Source organism: Neoroseomonas terrae, from assembly GCF_018129025.1.
Taxonomy (GTDB): domain Bacteria; phylum Pseudomonadota; class Alphaproteobacteria; order Acetobacterales; family Acetobacteraceae; genus Neoroseomonas; species Neoroseomonas terrae.
On the sequence record NZ_JAAEDI010000036.1, the window covers coordinates 19,562 to 37,048 of the forward strand.

At 69.8% G+C, this 17,487-nt stretch carries 17 protein-coding genes; 11 read left to right on the top strand and 6 right to left on the bottom strand.

The genetic code is table 11. From position 1 onward, the window contains the following. The first annotated feature begins 72 nt into the window (after positions 1 to 72). A complete protein-coding gene (locus GXW78_RS24845) occupies positions 73 to 837 on the top strand; it encodes a class II aldolase/adducin family protein (RefSeq protein ID WP_211871608.1) in 765 nt (254 codons plus the stop codon). On the opposite strand, the gene GXW78_RS24850 is transcribed toward GXW78_RS24845, so the two are convergent. Both GXW78_RS24850 and GXW78_RS24855 read right to left on the bottom strand, forming a co-directional pair. Further along, positions 825 to 1,982 (bottom strand): MFS transporter, encoded by a 1,158-nt coding sequence (locus GXW78_RS24850; RefSeq protein ID WP_211871609.1) that lies wholly within the window; start codon positions 1,980 to 1,982, stop codon positions 825 to 827. The two genes, GXW78_RS24845 and GXW78_RS24850, sit on opposite strands and share 13 nt — an antisense overlap. Positions 1,983 to 1,993: 11 nt before the next feature. Continuing rightward, a complete protein-coding gene (locus GXW78_RS24855) occupies positions 1,994 to 2,734 on the bottom strand; it encodes a dienelactone hydrolase family protein (RefSeq protein WP_211871610.1) in 741 nt (246 codons plus the stop codon). Between the two features lie 96 nt (positions 2,735 to 2,830). On the opposite strand from GXW78_RS24855, the gene GXW78_RS24860 reads away from it, so the two are divergent. After that, the gene (locus GXW78_RS24860; RefSeq protein WP_211871611.1) at positions 2,831 to 3,424 is read left to right on the top strand and encodes a glutathione S-transferase C-terminal domain-containing protein; all 594 of its coding nucleotides are present in this window, start codon (positions 2,831 to 2,833) and stop codon (positions 3,422 to 3,424) included. Positions 3,425 to 3,744: 320 nt separating this feature from the next. Here the strand turns inward: GXW78_RS24860 and GXW78_RS24865 are convergent, their stop codons facing one another. Continuing rightward, a complete protein-coding gene (locus tag GXW78_RS24865; protein WP_211871612.1) occupies positions 3,745 to 4,470 on the bottom strand; it encodes a transporter substrate-binding domain-containing protein in 726 nt (241 codons plus the stop codon). A gap of 144 nt (positions 4,471 to 4,614) precedes the next feature. On the opposite strand from GXW78_RS24865, the gene GXW78_RS24870 reads away from it, so the two are divergent. The 7 genes from GXW78_RS24870 to urtE all read left to right on the top strand — a co-directional run bounded on the left by GXW78_RS24870 (position 4,615) and on the right by urtE (position 10,961). Further along, positions 4,615 to 4,941 carry an NIPSNAP family protein gene (locus GXW78_RS24870; protein WP_211871613.1) on the top strand — a complete coding sequence of 109 codons (327 nt, stop codon included), beginning with the start codon at positions 4,615 to 4,617 and terminating at the stop codon, positions 4,939 to 4,941. Positions 4,942 to 4,945: 4 nt separating this feature from the next. Beyond that, complete coding sequence (locus GXW78_RS24875) at positions 4,946 to 5,335, top strand: hypothetical protein (protein ID WP_211871614.1); 390 nt, start codon at positions 4,946 to 4,948, stop codon at positions 5,333 to 5,335. Between the two features lie 248 nt (positions 5,336 to 5,583). Next, positions 5,584 to 6,828 carry an urea ABC transporter substrate-binding protein gene (gene urtA, locus GXW78_RS24880; protein WP_211871615.1) on the top strand — a complete coding sequence of 415 codons (1,245 nt, stop codon included), beginning with the start codon at positions 5,584 to 5,586 and terminating at the stop codon, positions 6,826 to 6,828. 39 nt (positions 6,829 to 6,867) lie between these two features. Further along, a complete protein-coding gene (gene urtB, locus GXW78_RS24885; RefSeq protein ID WP_211871616.1) occupies positions 6,868 to 8,442 on the top strand; it encodes an urea ABC transporter permease subunit UrtB in 1,575 nt (524 codons plus the stop codon). A gap of 59 nt (positions 8,443 to 8,501) precedes the next feature. Beyond that, positions 8,502 to 9,533: an urea ABC transporter permease subunit UrtC gene (gene urtC, locus GXW78_RS24890; protein ID WP_456307090.1), complete on the top strand. Its 1,032-nt coding sequence runs from the start codon at positions 8,502 to 8,504 to the stop codon at positions 9,531 to 9,533. Beyond that, positions 9,530 to 10,267: an urea ABC transporter ATP-binding protein UrtD gene (urtD, locus tag GXW78_RS24895; RefSeq protein ID WP_211871618.1), complete on the top strand. Its 738-nt coding sequence runs from the start codon at positions 9,530 to 9,532 to the stop codon at positions 10,265 to 10,267. Before urtC ends, urtD begins: the two co-directional genes overlap by 4 nt. A 1-nt stretch (position 10,268) precedes the next feature. After that, positions 10,269 to 10,961: an urea ABC transporter ATP-binding subunit UrtE gene (gene urtE, locus GXW78_RS24900; RefSeq protein ID WP_211871619.1), complete on the top strand. Its 693-nt coding sequence runs from the start codon at positions 10,269 to 10,271 to the stop codon at positions 10,959 to 10,961. Between the two features lie 100 nt (positions 10,962 to 11,061). On the opposite strand, the gene GXW78_RS24905 is transcribed toward urtE, so the two are convergent. Further along, entirely contained in the window at positions 11,062 to 12,138 is a 1,077-nt protein-coding gene (locus tag GXW78_RS24905) for a mandelate racemase/muconate lactonizing enzyme family protein (RefSeq protein WP_211871620.1), read from the bottom strand. An 83-nt stretch (positions 12,139 to 12,221) separates the two neighbouring features. Here GXW78_RS24905 and GXW78_RS24910 point away from each other — a divergent pair, with 83 nt between their 5' ends. Beyond that, complete coding sequence (locus tag GXW78_RS24910) at positions 12,222 to 13,187, top strand: Bug family tripartite tricarboxylate transporter substrate binding protein (RefSeq protein WP_211871621.1); 966 nt, start codon at positions 12,222 to 12,224, stop codon at positions 13,185 to 13,187. A gap of 271 nt (positions 13,188 to 13,458) precedes the next feature. Here GXW78_RS24910 and GXW78_RS24915 read toward each other — a convergent pair whose 3' ends face one another. Together GXW78_RS24915 and gltX are read right to left on the bottom strand one after the other, a co-directional pair. Continuing rightward, the gene (locus GXW78_RS24915) at positions 13,459 to 13,773 is read right to left on the bottom strand and encodes an antibiotic biosynthesis monooxygenase family protein (protein ID WP_211871622.1); all 315 of its coding nucleotides are present in this window, start codon (positions 13,771 to 13,773) and stop codon (positions 13,459 to 13,461) included. Between the two features lie 16 nt (positions 13,774 to 13,789). Further along, entirely contained in the window at positions 13,790 to 15,199 is a 1,410-nt protein-coding gene (gene gltX, locus GXW78_RS24920) for a glutamate--tRNA ligase (RefSeq protein WP_211871623.1), read from the bottom strand. Between the two features lie 119 nt (positions 15,200 to 15,318). Between gltX and GXW78_RS24925 the strand changes: the two genes are divergently transcribed. Next, positions 15,319 to 17,484: a ComEC/Rec2 family competence protein gene (locus GXW78_RS24925; protein ID WP_246522615.1), complete on the top strand. Its 2,166-nt coding sequence runs from the start codon at positions 15,319 to 15,321 to the stop codon at positions 17,482 to 17,484. The last annotated feature ends 3 nt before the right edge of the window (positions 17,485 to 17,487 follow it).

Consider the following 17,487-nt stretch of genomic DNA (forward strand, 5'->3'; position numbering starts at 1 on the left):
CACGGCAGCGCGTCAATCCGTCTGGCGGCCGCGGCGCGAACGTGCCAGCCTTTCCAGCGCAGGAGGGCCATCATGTCCAACGTGATCCGCAACCTCACCGACAGCCGCGCCGAGGAACGCGAATGGGCGCTGCGCTGTGACATGGCAGCCGTGTTTCGCATCGGGGCGCGGCTCGGCTGGAACGAGCATATCGGCAACCACAATTCGCTGATGCTGCCCGACAGCGAGGAGCCACTCTTTCTCATCAATCCGCGCGGCTACCTGTTCCAGGAACTGCGCGCGTCGGACCTGATCGTCTGCAACCTCGACGGTAAGGTGCTGCGTGGCAACGGCGAGCTTCGCAAGGTCGCCTTCCACATCCATTGCCGCATCCACCTGGCGAACCCCAAGGCGACCTGCGTCGTTCACGTCCATCCGCGCTGGCTCACGGCGCTGTCGATGATCGAGGGCGCGGAATTCTCGCTGTCCCACCACAACTCGCTGCTGCTGAACGACCGCACCGTCTACGACCCCGAAGGCGACGAGCCCGTGCATTCCAACGAGGAAGGCGACCGCATTGCGCGGCTGATGGGCGACAAGACCATCATGGTCATGCGCGGCCACGGCGTGACGGTCGTTGGCCCCACCGTGCACGACGCCTTCGACGAAACCTACATGGCCGAGCGCACCGCTATGTACCAAATGACGGCGATGCAGACCGGCCAGCCGCTGCACAAGCTGCCGGAGAAGCTTCGCCGCAACCACACCGGCGCCTGGGGCGAGAAGCTCGATGCGCGGCTGCACCTCGATGCCTGGCGCCGGGTGCTCGACCGGGAGGAGCCCGACTACAGGACCTGACGGCGCCCTGTCAGCGCCAACATCGCCGCGACGAGCGCGACCGCCAGCGCGAAGGGACCGAAAGCGCCGAAGCCGATCTCTGCCATGATCCAGCCGCCGATGGACGCCGCGCCGAGCCAGCCGAGGCTCGCCGCCGTCACGTTCAGCCCGAGCACCGTGCCCCGCACCTCATCCGGCACGTTGGCCAGCGCGGCCATCAGGCTCGGCCGCGACATCGCGCCGAAGGTCGCATAGGCGAAGCCGAGCGCCGTCGTCTCCCACAGTCCGGGGGTCCAGCCGAACAGGATCAATGCCGCACTGCCCGAGGCGACCATGGTCAGGGCAAAGGTGCGCAGCCGGTCCGCGAGCCTATCCGCCGCCTGCCCACCCAGGATGGTGCCGAGGATATTGCCCAGCGCCATGATGCCGAGCGGGATGGCGACACCCGCCGGCGTCAGCCCGTAGATCGTCTGCAGGAATGTCGCGTAGTAGACGACCGTCAGCCCGTAGCAGACGCGTTCCGCCACACCCATCCAGAGCAGCCGCATCACCGGCCCGGTCATCGCACCGCGCATGCTGACCTGCTTTGCCGCGGCGGCGGCACCCTGGGCCGGCCGCAACGTGGTCGCGAACAGCCCCAGCGCGGCCAGCAGCGCTACCCCGGCGACCACTTGGTTCACTCCACGCCAGCCGATCGAGGTTCCGATCCAGGCCGCCACCGGCACGCCCACCAGCAGTGCGAAGGACTGCCCCGCCATCACCCAGCCCAGCGCGCGCCCCCGTTGCCGGTCCACCGTGCGCGCCGAAGCCTCCGCCATGATCACGCCGGTGAAGGCGCCGGCGCAGGCGCCCGCCGCCGTCGCTGCCAGGGCGACCTCGACGAAGCTGCCCGCCAGCGACAGCCATACCAGCCCGGCCGCGAGGCCGATCGGCCCGCCGATCATCAGCGGCCGCCGTCCCCAGCGATCCGACGCCGCCCCCGCGACAACCGACGCGACCCCCCAGGCGATCGAGGTCGCCGCCATGAGGTTCGCGACCATCGCCAGGCTGACCGAAAGGTCCCGCGACATGTCGATCAGGAACGGCGCGCGCGTTGTGCCCGAGGAGGACGCGGCGAACATGCCGAGGCACGCCGCCGCCAGCAGCGCCCAGGGCATCGGCGGCATGGGGGGCGACCTCAGCCCAGCCGCCGGCGATACAGCGCGATCAGCCTTTCCCAGTGCCGTTCCGCCGCCGGCCTGTCGTAGCAGTGACGCTGCGGGAAGGCGAAGCCGTGATGCACGGCCGGGTGGACTTCGAGCTGGCCCGCGGCGCCGGATGCCTCGAACAGCTTGCGCAGCTCCTCGACCATAGGCAGCGGCGCCAGCTCGTCATGCTCGGCGCAGGAGATGTAGAGCTCGGCCCGGCCACGCCCCAGCGTCAGATGCGGGCTCTCCTCTGCCTCGCTGACCAGCCAGGTGCCATAGAAGGACGCCGCCGCGGCGACGCGCCCCGGATAGCGCGCGGCAGCGGCGAGCGCGTAGGGTCCGCTCATGCAGTACCCGTGCACGCCGATCGGGCCGGCTGCCGCGATGCCGCTGCGGTCCAGATGAGCGATCATGTCGGCAACGTCCTCCATCACCGGCGGGATCGTCATCTTCGTGCGGATGGCTCGCATGCGGTCGCGTTCCGGGTCGCCCATCACCAGCACGCCCGGGCCGAACTTCGTATCCCGCCCCGTGCGGTAATACAGGTTCGGCAGCAGCACGCAGTAGCCGGCGGTAGCGAGCCGCCGTGCCATGTCGTGCAGCTCCTCCCGGATGCCGGGCGCGTCCATCAGCATCAGGACCGCGGGATGCAGCCCGTCGCGTTCAGGCCGGACGATGAAGGTCTCCATCGCGCCGCCGCGCGTCGGAATGTCCTCGATGACCTCGATCATGCCGCTTCCTCCGCCTGGCGGGCGGGAGGCTAGCCCCCGGCTGGACGGATGGCGATGGGCAGGGGACAGTCGCGCCCCCAAGGAAGGGAATGCCGCATGAAGATCACCCATTCGCCCGCCAGCCCCTATGTCCGGAAGTGCCTGGCGCTCGCCATCAAGCGCGGCGTCGATAGCCAGATCGAGATGTGGAAGATCGGCGCCGCCTCACCCGAAGTCGCCGCGCTGAACCCGCTGTCGAAGATCCCGACCTTCGTCACCGATGACGGCCAGGCGCTCTACGACAGCCCCGTCGTCTGCGAATACATCGACAGCCTGGGCGACGCGCCGCCGACCATCCCGCCCGCCGGCCCGGCACGCTGGAAGGCGCTGACGCTGGCCGCGCTCGGCGACGGCATCCTCGACGCGACGCAGCCGCGCCGCCGGGAAGCCGCCCTGCCGCTGGACGACGGCCGCAAGGAATACATCGCCATCCAGCAGGGGAAGGTGGCGCGCGCACTCGACGCGCTGGAGAAGGAGACGCTCGGCGACCTCGAGACGATCGGCGAGATCACCGTTGCCTGCGCGCTCGGCTATCTCGACTTTCGCTACCCGCACGAGCCCTGGCGGCCGGGGCACCCGAAGCTGACCGCGTGGTACGAGCGCGTGGTGGCACTCCCGCCGATGGCGCGGACGATGCCGCCGGCGGGGTGAGGGCGGTTGCTGCCGGAGCGGGGCTTTGCCCCTCTCCGGACCTCTCCCCACCAAAGGCCGAAGGGCCTTTGGAAACCTCGACCTGGTACCTGGCGGTACTGGCGCTCCCGCGTTGCGTCGGCGCGCTTTCGGCGCCAGCTAGAACGCCCTTCGCTCCGCCGCCCAGGAAACCCGGGCCATGGGGCACAAGAGCAGACATTGCGCTCTCGGCTCAACGGCCGCGCCCGACGCCAGGTGAAGGTTTCCAAAGGCCCTTCGGCCTTTGGCGGGGAGAGCCCGAGAGGGGCGGCGCCCCTCTCGGTCCCGTCTCGATCAGCGCATCACGCCGCTGGCGCTACCGACAGCCCGCGCACCTTGTGCTTCTCGATCAGCCGCGCGACCAGCCCTGACGCCTTCGCTTCCTCGACGAAGTCGCGCAGGAACGCCGCACCGGCTTCGTTCGCCCGCCCCGTCCCGATCGCCTGCTGCACGGCGCTGAACTGGCCATCCAGGATGCGCGCCCCCGGCAGCGCCTCGACGTCCTTCAGCAACCGCGGCCGCAGCCCGGCGAGGGCTTCCAGCTTCTCCCCGGTGAACAGCGTCAGCGCGCCGTCCAGCCCTTCGGCCCGCAGCAGCGTCGCCTGTTTGATGTTGCGCTCCAGCCAGAGGTCGTAGGCTGCGCGAGCCGTGCTCGCGATGCGCACGCCGGGCCGGTCGACCTCGGCGATGGAGCTGATGGTGGACCCTGCCGGCACGAGGTAGGTCGCCTCGATCTCGGTATAGGCCGCGGTGAAGGCGATCTTTTCCGCGCGCTGGGGTTCCGCGCCGATAAGCCCGATATCCCACGCATCCGTGCCGGCCGCGTCTGCCAGCAGCCCGGGTGAGGAATAGGGCACGAGCCGCAGCGACACGCCGAGCCGTTCCGCCACCGCGCGCGCCATGTCCGGCGCCACGCCCTGCGGGCTGCCATGCTCGTCGCGCCCGGTGACGAGCAGGAAGTTGCTGAGGTTGATGCCCGCGCGCAGCATCCCGCGCGGGGCCAGTTGGGCGATGATCTCGGGCGACATAGGCGATTCCATTTCCGTTCGCCGCAGTAGAAGGCGCAGGCGCGCGGACGGCAAGCCGGCCACCGCCGCCTGTGACAGCCTGTGGCGCGCATGCAATCCTTCATCCCATCGGCGCAACGGCCGAGCCAAGGAAGGAAACCCTGCATGATCCACGAGCTGCGCGTCTATCGCTGCGTGCCCGGCCGGCTGCCGGCGCTGTTGAAGCGCTTCGACACCATCACGCTGAAGATCTGGGAGCGCCACGGCATCCGCCAAGCCGGTTTCTGGACGACGATCGTCGGCGAGTCGAGCCAGGATCTGTTCTACCTCCTCGAATGGAACTCCATGGCTGAGCGCGAGCAGAAGTGGACGGCCTTCCAGAGTGACCCGGAATGGATCGCGAAGCGCGCCGAGACCGAGAAGGACGGCGCTATCGTCGCCAATGTGACGAACGCCTTCCTGCAGCCGACCGCCTTCTCCTCCGTGAAGTAGCAACTTGCGCTTCAACCACGTCGCCAACCGCCTCGATGCCCGGCATTTCGAGGCGGTGGTCGAGATGCTGCGCACGCAGCTCGGCTTCATCGAGCTGCGACGTACCGAGCGCGCGATTTGGCTGCGCCAGCCGGGCGCCAACGTCGACCTCCAGTTCAGCCGCAGCACGACGGCCGGGCGGGACGCGGACAAGTTGCGGTCGCAGGTGTCCTTCCTTAGCGAGACGCCGCGGGAGGATCTGGAGGCGCTGAGGACGTGGTTCGGGGCGCGCGGTCTGGCCGCATCGGTTGGCGCCTACTCGGACCGGGAATTCTACCTCGACGTGCCCGAGGCCTTCGTGGACTTCGTGATCGAAGCGATGCGGCCGGAGCTGGCGGCGTACGACGTGGCGTGAGTGACGCGCGGGGGAGGGGCCCTGGCCCTTTCCGGCAGCCTCAGCCGTAGCGCTGTGCACTTACTGCCTAACCTTTGCTCATGCGGGTGATAGCGGAGGCACGGCCACTGCCCGCTCCTCAGCCAATTGCCCGCGCATGGCGCTGGCACGGCTTTCGCTACTCGCAACCTCGTGCGCATCGCGGCGGCGCGCCGGGGGCTCCGGCGATGACCGTCTCCGCGCCGTCCAACGGGTGAGGGTCCGAACAGATGACCGAAACGAACAAGATCACGCGCCGCGCGGCGCTCCTGGGCCTGTCCACGGCGCTGGCCGCCCCGGCCTTCCGCCCGTCCTTCGCGCAGGCGGCGCCCATCAAGGTGGGCGTGCTGCATTCGCTGTCCGGCACGATGGCGATCTCCGAGACCGCGCTGCGCGACACCGTGCTGATGATGGTCGAGCACCAGAACAGCAAGGGCGGCATCCTCGGCCGCCGGCTGGAAGCGGTGGTCGTCGACCCGGCCTCGAACTGGCCGCTCTTCGCCGAGAAGGCGCGCGAGCTGCTGCAGGTCCACCGCGTGGACGTGACCTTCGGCTGCTGGACCTCGGTGTCCCGCAAATCCGTGCTGCCGGTCTTCGAGGAGCTGAACGGCATGCTCTTCTACCCCGTCCAGTATGAGGGCGAGGAGGAGAGCAAGAACATCTTCTACACCGGCGCCGCGCCGAACCAGCAGGCGATCCCGGCGGTGGAATACCTCATGTCGGATGACGGCGGCAGCGCGAAGCGCATCGTCCTGCTCGGCACCGACTATGTCTATCCGCGGACGACGAACCGCATCCTGCGCGGCTTCCTCAACTCCAAGGGCATCGCCGACGCCGACATCATGGAGGAATACACGCCCTTCGGTCACAGCGACTGGCAGGGCATCGTTACCCGCGTGAAGACCTTCGCCAACCAGGGCAAGAAGACCGCGATCGTCTCGACCATCAATGGCGACGCGAACGTTCCCTTCTACCGCGAGCTCGGCAACCAGGGCATCAGGGCCGAGGACATTCCCTGCGTGGCCTTCTCGGTCGGTGAGGAAGAACTCGCCGGCATCGACACCCGCCCGCTGGTCGGCCACCTGGCGGCCTGGAACTACTTCATGTCCGTGCAGTCGCCGGCCAACACCGAGTTCAAGAACCTCTGGCAGGCCTACATCAAGAACCCGCGCCGCGTGACCAACGACCCGATGGAGGCCACCTACACCGGCTTCAACATGTGGGCCCAGGCGGTGGCCGCCGCGCGCACGACCGCCGTCGATGCGGTGCGCACGGCGGTCATCGGCCAGGAGTTCGCCGCGCCGGCCGGCTACACCGAGAAGATGCTGCCCAACCATCACCTGTCGAAGCCAGTGATGATCGGGGAGATACAGGCCGACGGCCAGTTCAACATCGTCTACAAGACGGCGGAGGCTGTGCCGGCCGAGAACTGGTCGCGCTTCATTCCCGAGAACGCCAACCGTCGCCGCGGCTGAGCGGATGGGGCGGGGCAGACGCGCCCCGCCCGCCTCACCATGACCAGGATCATCGCCCTCCTCCTCCTGATGGCCGCGGCCGCCCTGCCGGCACGCGCGCAGGATGCCTTCCTTGATGCGCTGCCGGGCCTCGGCGGCAATTTCACCGCGCAGGCGGAAGCGGTCGATCGCCTCGGTGCGGCGGGGGACCCGCGCGCGCTGCCGGTGCTGCGCGCGCTGTCGGATGGGCGGCTGGTCAAGCTGTCCGACGGCACGCTGTTGGTCCGCGATGGCGCGGCCTTCACCAATGCCGCGACCGGCGCGGCGGCCACGCCGGCGGAAGCCGACACGCAACGCATCAGCATCAACAACCGCGTTCGCGTGGCGCTACGCGGCGCGCTGGGCCGGCTGCAGATCATCTCCCCCGATGCCGGCGAGCGCCTTGCTGCCGCCGAGGGCATCTTCCGCAGTCGCAGCGCCGACAATGTCGGGCTGCTCGAAACTGCGCTGGCGCGCGAGACGGTGCCGCGCATCCGTGACCAGATAGCGCTTGCCCTGGCAGTGTCGCGCCTTGTCTCGGCTGACCCTGCGGCGAAGATGGCGGGCATCACGGCGCTGGGTGGCAGCGCATCGCCCGAGGCGCGCTCCCTGCTGCTCGAATCCCGAGCGGCGAATCCCGACCTCGCCGGGCAGATCGACGCCGCCATCGCCGATATCGACCGGCGCCTCGCCATTCGCCGCGTGGCGGAGACCGCCTTCCAGGGTCTCTCGCTGGGCTCCGTGCTGCTGCTCGCCGCGCTGGGTCTTGCCGTCACCTTCGGCGTGATGGGCGTGATCAACATGGCGCATGGCGAATTCGTCATGCTCGGTGCCTACACCACCGTGATCGTGCAGGACCTGCTGCGCGGCCATCCGACGCTTGCACCCTGGTCGCTGCCGCTCGCGATCCCGGCGGCGTTCCTGGTCACGGCGGCGATCGGCGCGGCGATGGAACGCGGGCTGGTGCGCCATCTCTATGGAAGGCCGCTGGAAACCCTGCTGATGACCTTCGGCGTAGGCATGATGATCCAGCAGGCGGTGCGCCTCGTCTTCGGCGCGCAGAACCGGGAGGTGATCTCCCCGCCCTGGATGCAGGGCACGATGCTGCTGCCCTTCGACATCCCGGTCACTGCGAACCGGCTCTGGATTCTCTGCTTCTCGCTCGTCGTCTTCCTGCTGATCGTCGCCGCCATCCGCTTCACCCGTTTCGGGCTGGAGATGCGCGCCGTCACGCAGCGCCGGCCGATCGCCGCAGCCATGGGCATCCGCACCGGCCGCGTCGACGCGCTCACCTTCGCGTTCGGCTCCGGCATCGCCGGCATCGCCGGCGTGGCGCTGTCGCAGATCGACAACGTCTCGCCGAATCTCGGCACCGGCTACATCATCGACAGCTTCCTCGTCGTCGTCTTCGGCGGCGTGGGCAGCCTGGCCGGCACGCTGATCGCCGCCTTCGGCCTTGGTGTCATCAACAAGATGCTGGAACCCTGGGCGGGCGCGGTGCTCGCCAAGGTTTTCGTGCTGGTCGCGGTGATGGTCTTCATCCAACGCCGCCCGCGCGGCCTGTTCCCGCAGAAGGGCAGGGCGGCCGAGGCATGAGCGCGACAACCCTCCACGCGCCACCCCTGTCGCGCACCCGCCTGGGCCTGCGTGCCCTGATGGGCGCGGCGGTGGTGATCCTCGCCGCCTTCCCGCTGCTCAACATGCTGCCGCAGGACAATGTCCTGCATGTGTCGGACTTCCTCGTCTCGGTCTCCGGCAAATGGATCTGCTACGCAATCCTGGCGCTGTCGCTCGACCTCGCCTGGGGCTATGCGGGCATTCTCTCGCTTGGCCACGGCGCGTTCTTCGCGCTCGGCGGCTATGCGATGGGCATGCACCTGATGCGGCTGATCGGGCCGCGCGGGGTCTATGGCCATCCGACGCTCCCGGACTTCATGGTCTTCCTCGGCTACCAGGAGCTGCCCTGGTACTGGCTGGGCTTCCAGAGCTTCCCCTTCGCCATGCTGATGGTGCTGCTGGTGCCCGGCGTGCTGGCGCTCGTGCTCGGCTGGCTGTGCTTCCGCAGCCGCATCACCGGCGTCTACCTCTCGATCATCACCCAGGCCATGACATACGCGCTGATGCTCGCCTTCTTCCGCAACGACATGGGCTTCGGCGGCAACAACGGCTTCACGGACTTCAAGGAGCTGCTGGGCATGCCGCTGAACACAGGCGCGGCCCGCGCAACGCTGTTCTATGCATCCCTGCTCACGCTGGTCGGCTGTTACCTGTTCTGCCTGTGGATGACCGGCACGAAGTATGGCCGGGTGCTCACCGCGATCCGCGATGCGGAGAACCGCGTCCGCTTCCTCGGCTACGACACCACCAGCCACAAGCTGTTCGCCTTCGTCGCCTCGGCGATGATGGCGGGATTGGCCGGCGCGCTGTACGTCCCGCAGGTCGGCATCATCAACCCCGGCGAGTTCAGCCCCGGCAACTCCATCGAGGCCGTGATCTGGGTCGCCGTCGGCGGCCGCGGCACGTTGGTCGGCGCGGTGCTCGGTGCTTTCAGCGTGAACGGCCTCAAGACCTGGCTGACCAGCGCAGCGCCCGATCTCTGGCTGTTCGTGCTCGGCGCGCTCTTCGTCGCCGTCACGCTGTTCCTACCGAAGGGATTGGTCGGCCTGATCCAGGGGCGCGGCAAATGAGGGGACGTCGCCTCTATCTCGACGGCGTCTCGGTCGTCTTCGACGGCTTCCGCGCCCTGAACAACCTCGCTTTGGTGGTCGAGCCGGGCGAGATGCGTGCCGTCATCGGCCCCAACGGCGCCGGCAAGACGACGATGATGGACGTCATCACCGGCAAGACGCGGCCCACCTCCGGTGTCGTCACCTTCGGCGATCTCGACCTGACGCGCATGGATGAGGCCTCGATCGCCAATCTCGGCATCGGCCGCAAGTTCCAGAAGCCCACCGTCTTCGACGCGCTGACGGTCTTCGAGAATCTCGAACTCGCGTTGAAGGCGCCGCGCGGCCCCGTCGCCTGCCTGCGCTGGCACCTGGCCGGCGCCGGCCGCACGCGCATCGAGGAAGTCGCCGCCGAGATCGGCCTGACCGAACGCGCGCACGACCGCGCCGGCATCCTCTCCCACGGTCAGAAGCAGTGGCTCGAGATCGGCATGATGCTCATGCAGGACCCCGACCTGATGCTGGTCGACGAACCCGTCGCCGGCATGACGGATGCCGAGACCGAGCACACCGCCAGGCTGCTCGCCCGCATCGCAGGGCGTCACAGCGTCGTCGTCGTGGAGCACGACCTGGAATTCGTCCGCGCGCTCGGCTGCAAGGTCACCGTGCTGCATGAAGGCACGCTGCTGTCCGAAGGCTCGATCGATCACGTGCAGAACGACCCGCGCGTGGTCGAAGTCTATCTGGGGCGCTGAGATGCTCGACGTCGCCAAGATCGACCTCTCCTACGGCGCCAGCCGCTGCCTGCGGGGCGTCTCCCTGCAGGCCCAGCCCGGCAAGGTCACCGCCGTGCTCGGCCGCAACGGCGTCGGCAAATCCTCCCTGCTGCGCGCCATCATGGGGTTGGAACGCATCCAATCCGGCAGCATCGGCTGGGAGGGTCGCGACATCTCCCGCCTCGGCCCCGCCGAGCGGGCCCGCGCCGGCATCGGCTACGTCCCGCAGGGCCGCGAGATCTTCCCCTTCCTGACCGTGCAGGAGAACATGGAGACCGCGCTCGCCGCCGCGCCGCGCGGGGCGGGCGTGCCGGGCGACATCTTCGACCTGTTCCCGATTCTGCGGCAGTTCCTCCGCCGCCGCGGCGGTGACCTGTCAGGCGGCCAGCAGCAGCAGCTCGCCCTGGCCCGTGCCCTCTGCGCGCAGCCGCGGCTGCTGATCCTCGACGAACCGACCGAGGGTATCCAGCCCTCCGTCATCAAGGATATCGGCCGCGTCATCCGCCACCTGTCGCGCGACCGCGGCATGGCGATCATCCTCGTCGAGCAATACTACGACTTCGCCCGAGAACTGGCTGACGACATCGCGGTGATGGTGCGCGGCGAGGTGGTCCTGCATGGGCCGTCGGAAAGCCTCGCGGAAGACCAGGTGCGACCATTGCTGACGGTATGACGGCGTCTCGACGACGCCGCTTTCATGCACCCGGGCTCACCGCAGCGGCCCGGGGGCATTGCCGGCCTTCCGACGACTTCACCTGGCCCGTGACGGTCGGTCAGTCGAGCACGGGCTCCAACCCCAGGCCCGGCGCGTCCGGCACCGCGATCGCGCCGCCCTTCGGCACCAGCGCTTCGCCATACGGTGCGCGCATGAGGTCCGCGAAGTAGATCTCGATCGGCTCGGCCTCCTCCGCCGCGGCGAGGAAATGCAGCGTCGCCAGCAAGCCCGGGCCGAAATAGGGGCAATGCGGGACCAGCCGCACGCCGGCCTCGCGCGCCAGCTCCGCGATCTCGAGCATCGCCGACAGCCCGCCGATCTTCGTGACGGAAGGCTGCGCCACGTCCACCGCGCGCATCTCGAACATGCGGCAGAAATCCTCGACCGTGCCGTTGCACTCGCCGGCCGAGATCGGCGTCGGCGCGGCGGCGCGGATGCGGGCGATGGCGGGAATGTCCTCGGGCGGCCAGATCGGCTCCTCGACCCAGGCGATGTTGTGGCCTGACACATCTTCGCAGAACTGCACCGCCTCGTCCTCGGTGTTCCAGACGCAGTTGATGTCGAGCATCAGCGGCACCTCGCGCGGCGCGGCATCGCGCGCCGCGCGGATGCAGCGCAGGTCGAATTCGTGAAGCTTGATGTGGCGATAGCCGCGCGAGATCGCTTCGCGCGTGTTGCGCGCCACATCCTCCGGCACGCCGTAGCGCAGCAGGGAAGCATAGGCCGGCACCTCCCGCCGCGCCGCACCGCCGAGCAGCGCATGCAGCGGCTTGCCGGCCGCCTTCGCGCGGATGTCCCACAGCGCGATGTCGATCGCCGACAGCCCGTAGGTCACGGGCCCGTTGCGCCCGAAATTGTGGAACCGCCGGTTCAGCATGCGCATCAGCGCCGGAATGTCGCTCGCATCCTGGCCGATGCAGGCGGGCCCGATCAGCCGGTCCACCGCATCCTTCGTCGTCTCCACCAGCGTGAAGCCGAAACCCTCGCCCCAGCCGTGAATCCCGGCGTCGGTTTCAACGCGCACGAGCAGCGTGTCCATCGCCTTCAGATGCAGGTTGCCGCCGACGCCGTCGCTGCCCGCGCCATAGGTGAAGTCCGTGCGGTGATGATGCGTCGTGACCCTGGTGATCTTCATCGGCGTTCCCTTTCGCGGCTGGCGCGTTCGGCCGATACTGCCCGCAAGGGCCGGCGGGCAGAAGCCGGCTACGGAGGATTCGCATGAAGCGCAGGACATTCATCGGCGGCGCGGCCGCGTCTCTCGCGACGCCGGCACTGGCGCAGCCCCAATGGCCGGACCGGCCGATCCGCGTCGTCGTGCCCTTCGCTGCCGGCGGCCCCTCCGACATCGTCGTGCGCCTGCTTGCACCGCGCATGACGGCGGTGCTGGGCCAGCCGGTGGTGGCGGATAATCGCGCGGGCGCCGGCGGCGTCACGGGGGTCGACGTCGTCGCGAAGGCCGCGCCCGATGGCTACACCATCGGCATCGGCAGCGCCGGCGGCCTTGCCATCTCCCCGCGCCTCGACCGCGGCACGCCCTACGACCCGCTGCGCGACCTAGCGCCGATCACGCTCGGCGTTCTGGTGCCGGAACCGCTCTGCGTGCCCGCCGCCACGCCATACCGCACCGTCGCCGAGCTGATCGCGGCGGCGAAGGCGCAGCCGGGCAAGCTGAACTACGGCTCCGCCGGGTCGGGCAGCATGCCGCATCTGGCAGGCGAGCTGTTCCGCACCGCGGCCGGCATCGACGTCACCCACGTCTCCTATCGCGGCGGTGCCCCGCTCACCACGGCACTCCTGCAGAACGAGGTGCAGCTCGGCTTCGCCGACCTGCCGATCCTGCTGCCGCATCTGCGCGCCGGCACGATCCGTGCGCTCGCCGTCGGCACCGAACGCCGCCTGCCCTGGATCCCGGACGTGCCGACCATGACCGAGGTCGGCCTGCCCACCGTCGACGCCAACAACTGGCACGGCTTCGTGGCACCGGCCCGCACCCCGGAACCGATCCTGGAAAAACTGCACGCCGCGATCGCCGGCGCGCTGAACGACCCGGAGATTCGCCGCGCGCTGGACGGGCAGGGCGCGATCCCGGGCGGCGATTCCCGCGCGGCCTTCGGCGCGTTCATGCGGGCCGAACTGGACAAGTGGGGCGAGGTGATCCGGCGGGGCAATATCCAGGCGGACTGAGGCGCGGAGCGTCAGAGAGGGGCGCCGCCCCTCTCCGAACCTCACCCCGCCAGGCCATGGATGGCCTGGACCGCCGTTACCTGGCGTTGGGCGCGGAGGTCATGCCCTGATCGCGAAGTCCTGCTGTGCATCGGAGCGCGTCATGACACGGCGACGAACTGTCGTGCGGCCTTTCGGCCGATGCGGGCTCATTCGCACCTGTGAATGGGTACCCCGTGCCGCCGTAAGGTTCGGGAAGGGCCAGCGCCCTTCCTGAATCCATACGCCGCGATCACGCCGTGATCGTCTGCAGCACCTCGAACCCCTCGAACTGCGGATGCCCCAGCGTCGTCGGCTTCGCATCGCCCGCCGATGCATGCGCATGGCGGAACTGCGCCGAGCGCGTCCATCCCTCGAACGCTTCCTTCGACGCCCAGATAGTGAAGGAGGAATACAGGATATGGTCCTCCGCCTGCGGCCCCTTCAGCAGATGGAAGGCGACGAAGCCGGGCACTTCCTTCAGCCGGCTGTCGCGCGTCAGCCACTTCTGCTCGAAGGCCTCGGCCTCTGAAGGGATGACGCGGAAGCGGTTGGTGGCGATGAACATCGGTCGGTGTCCCTGACTACTGCACTTCCGTCGCATTGGCCGCACCGAGGATGCGGAACAGGCTTTCGTCACGCCCCAGCGCCCACAGTACCGAATTGATCGGCGGGCTGGTCAGGCTGCCGCACAGCGCGGCGCGCAGCGGCTGCGCCACGTCTTTCAGCTTCACGGCCTTCACCTCGGCGTAGTCGCGCAGCCACTGCTCGAGATCCGCCTTCTCCCACGGCGCGGCCGAGAGGAACTCAGCGAGGTCCACCAGCCGTGCGCGCGCCTCAGGCGTCAGCGCGGCCAGCGCCTTCTCATCGATCGCCGGCAGCCCCTCATGCGCGGCAAAGGCGGCCGCACCGGCCAGTTCCTCGAGCGTACGCGCCCGCTCCTTGAGGTCGGGCATCAGCATGCCAACGCGCTCCGCGCCTTCCGTGCCGAACAGCACGCCGCGCCTGCCCAGGATCTCAAGCACCTCGCGCGTCAGCCGCGCGTCGTCGGCCTGGCGCAGATAGACGCCGTTCAAATGCCCGAGCTTCGCGTAGTCCATCCGCGACGCCGAGCGGCCGACATCCTTCAGGTCGAACAGCTCGATGGCGCGCTCGCGGGGGACGATCTCCTCGTCGCCATGGCCCCAGCCGAGGCGCATCAGGTAGTTGCAGACGGCCTCCGGCAGATAACCCTGGTCGCGGAAGTCGAGCACCGACACCGCGCCGTGCCGCTTCGACAGCTTCGCCCCGTCGGCCCCGTGGATCAGCGGGATGTGCGCGAAATGCGGCCGCCGCCAACCCATCGCGTCATAGACCATGCACTGGCGGAAGGTGTTGGTCAGATGGTCGTCGCCGCGGATGACATGGGTGATGTCCATGTCGCGGTCGTCCACCACCACGGCATGCAGATAGGTCGGCGTGCCGTCGGACCGCAGGATGATCATGTCGTCGAGTTCCGCGTTGTTCACGCGGACCTCGCCCTGCACCAGGTCGGCCACCACCGTCTCGCCCTCGAGCGGCGCCTTGATGCGGATGGCGAAGGGCTTGCCCTCCTGCTCGGGGCCGGGCTCGCGATCGCGCCAGCGGCGGTCGTAGCGGGGCGGGCGGCCCTCGGCGATGGCCTTCTCGCGCATCTCCGTCAGTTCGTCCGGCGTCGCCCAGCAGCGATACGCCTTGCCCATCGCGAGCAGGGCGTGCGCGATCTCGGCATGGCGCGCCTCGCGGCTCGCCTGGAACACGGGCGCCTCATCCGGGGAGAGGCCGAGCCAGGCGAGGCTTTCCAGGATCTGGTCCACCGCTGCCTGGGTCGAGCGTTCCTTGTCGGTGTCCTCGATGCGCAGCAGGTAGGTGCCGCCGTGGTGGCGGGCAAACAGGTAGTTGAACAGCGCTGTGCGCGCCCCGCCGATATGCAGGTAGCCGGTGGGGGAGGGGGCGAAACGGGTGCGGACGGTCATGTCACCTGGGCCAGATGGCGAAGGCGCCCGTTAGACCAGATCGGCCGGCCCGGGTGAACCCGTCGGTGCGCGGCCCACTCCCAGGACGCGGGCTGGTCGGCCTAGTATGAACGCAGAAGTTGCGGAAGCCGCCCCTGTCCAGCACCATCGCGCGCACTGGCCTGCCCAACGCCGTCACCGCCCTGCGTGCCGCTGCGGACCAAGCGGGCGTGCTGCTGGCGGGGGAACGCGGTCGGCTCGCGCCATGGCTCGCGGTGGCGATGGGCGCGGGGGTGCTCGGCTATTTCGGTTTGCGGGCGGAGCCACCGGCCTGGACGCTCGGGCTCGCGCCTGCGCTGATCCTGCTGGCGGTGCTGGTGGCACGCCGCGCGCCTCATGCGGGGTGGTGCATCGGGCTGGCAGGGGCGGCGGCACTCGGTTTCGGGGCGGCGGCATGGCATGCCTGGGCGGCGCCGCCACCGGCCTCGCCGCCGGTCCGCGCGGTGATTGCCACGGGCATCGTCCAGGACGTCGATCTGCTGCCCCAGGGAAGGCGGCTGACGCTCGCCGCGGTACGCTTCGGTCCTGGGGAGCCGGAACAGCCGCGCACCTTCCGCATCCGGCTGCGCGCCAATGATCCGGCACGGCCGGTGCCGGGCGACCGCATATCGGTCCGCGCGCTGGTGCGGGCGCCGATGGCCCCGGCCTTCCCCGGGGCATGGGACTTCCAGCGCGCCGCATACTTCGCGGGGCAGGGTGGCGCCGGGTTCGCCATTGGCCCGGCGGAGGTGACGCCGGCCGCCGGAAGCGGCGGAGCCCTGTCGGGCCTGCGCACGACGCTGGAGGCGCGCGTCGCCGCCGTGGTGCCGGGCGCGTCGGGCGCTGTTGCAGCCGCGCTGCTGACCGGGGGGCAGAGTGCGATCCCCCGCGACGACCTGGCGGCGATGCGCGATTCCGGCCTCGCACACCTGCTTTCCGTCTCTGGCCTGCACATCGCGATCGTCATGGGCGCCAGCTTCTGGGTGGTGCGGCTGCTGATCGCGTGCTGGCGCTGGCTGGCGCTGCGCGTGGATGGCAAGGCCTGGGCCGGCATTGCCGCCCTCGCCGCCGGCGGCTTCTACATGGTGCTGACGGGGTCGCAGGTGCCGATGCAGCGGTCCTTCGCCACGGCGGCGCTGGTCACACTCGCCCTTCTGACGGGCCGGCAGGCGATCTCGATGCGCAGCCTCGCCCTGGCCGCCGCCGCGGTGATGCTGCTGGCGCCGGAAGCAGTGCTCGGCCCGTCCTTCCAGATGTCCTTCGCCGCCGTGCTGGCCCTGATCGCGGGGTGGGAGGCGCTGAAGGCCCCGATGGCCCGCCTACGCGGGGACGGCGCGTGGTGGCGGCGCGGGCTGATCTTCGCGGCCGGGCTGATCATGACCTCGGTACTCGCGGGGTTGGCGACGGCGCCCTTCGGCCTCGCCCATTTCGGCCGGCTGCAATGGTACGGCGTGGCGGCGAACGCGGTGGCCGTGCCACTGACCTCGGTGCTCGTCATGCCGGCGGGGATGATCGCGGCCCTGCTGATGCCGCTGGGGCTGGAAGGCCCGGCGCTGGTGGTGATGGGGTGGGGCTGCGAGGCGGTGCTCGCCGTAGCGCGGGAAGTCGCCTCCTGGCCGGGCGCGGCCCAGACGGCGCGGCCCATTCCGGGCTGGGGGCTCGCCGCGACCGGCTTCGGCATGGCTTGGCTGTGCCTGTGGCGGATGCGCTGGCGGTGGCTCGGCGTGCCGCTGATTGTGATCGGGTTGGCCAGCCCGGCGCTGCATCGGCCGCCCGACCTGTTCGTCTCAGGCGATGCGCGGCTGATCGGCGTCATCGCCGGGGACGCGATGTGGCTGCAGCGGCAGTCGGGGGCCTCGGCCCTCACCCGGGACATCTGGCTGCGCGCCCATGCCCTGGCGGAAGGGCAGCCGATGCCGGCACGCGGCGAGGCGGCCGGCGGCGCGGTCGCCTGCACCGCCGGTGCCTGCTTCCTGCGCCCGCTGACCGGCGGGCCGGAGGCGGTCCTGCTGCGCGGCGATCCACCGGACGAGGCCTGCGGCCGCGCCGCCCTCGTGGTCTCGGCCGAGCCGCTGCGCCGGCGCTGTGAGGGCAGCCAGGCGATCGATCGCTTTTCGGTCTGGCGCGATGGCCCGCACGCGGCCTGGTTCACGCCGGATGGCGTGCGCGTGGTCTCCGATCGCACGTGGCGCGGCGCGCGACCGTGGGTGCCGCCGGTACCCCTGCCGCGCGGTCGGGAGGAACTGCCGCCGGCGCCCGTCGAGTGATGG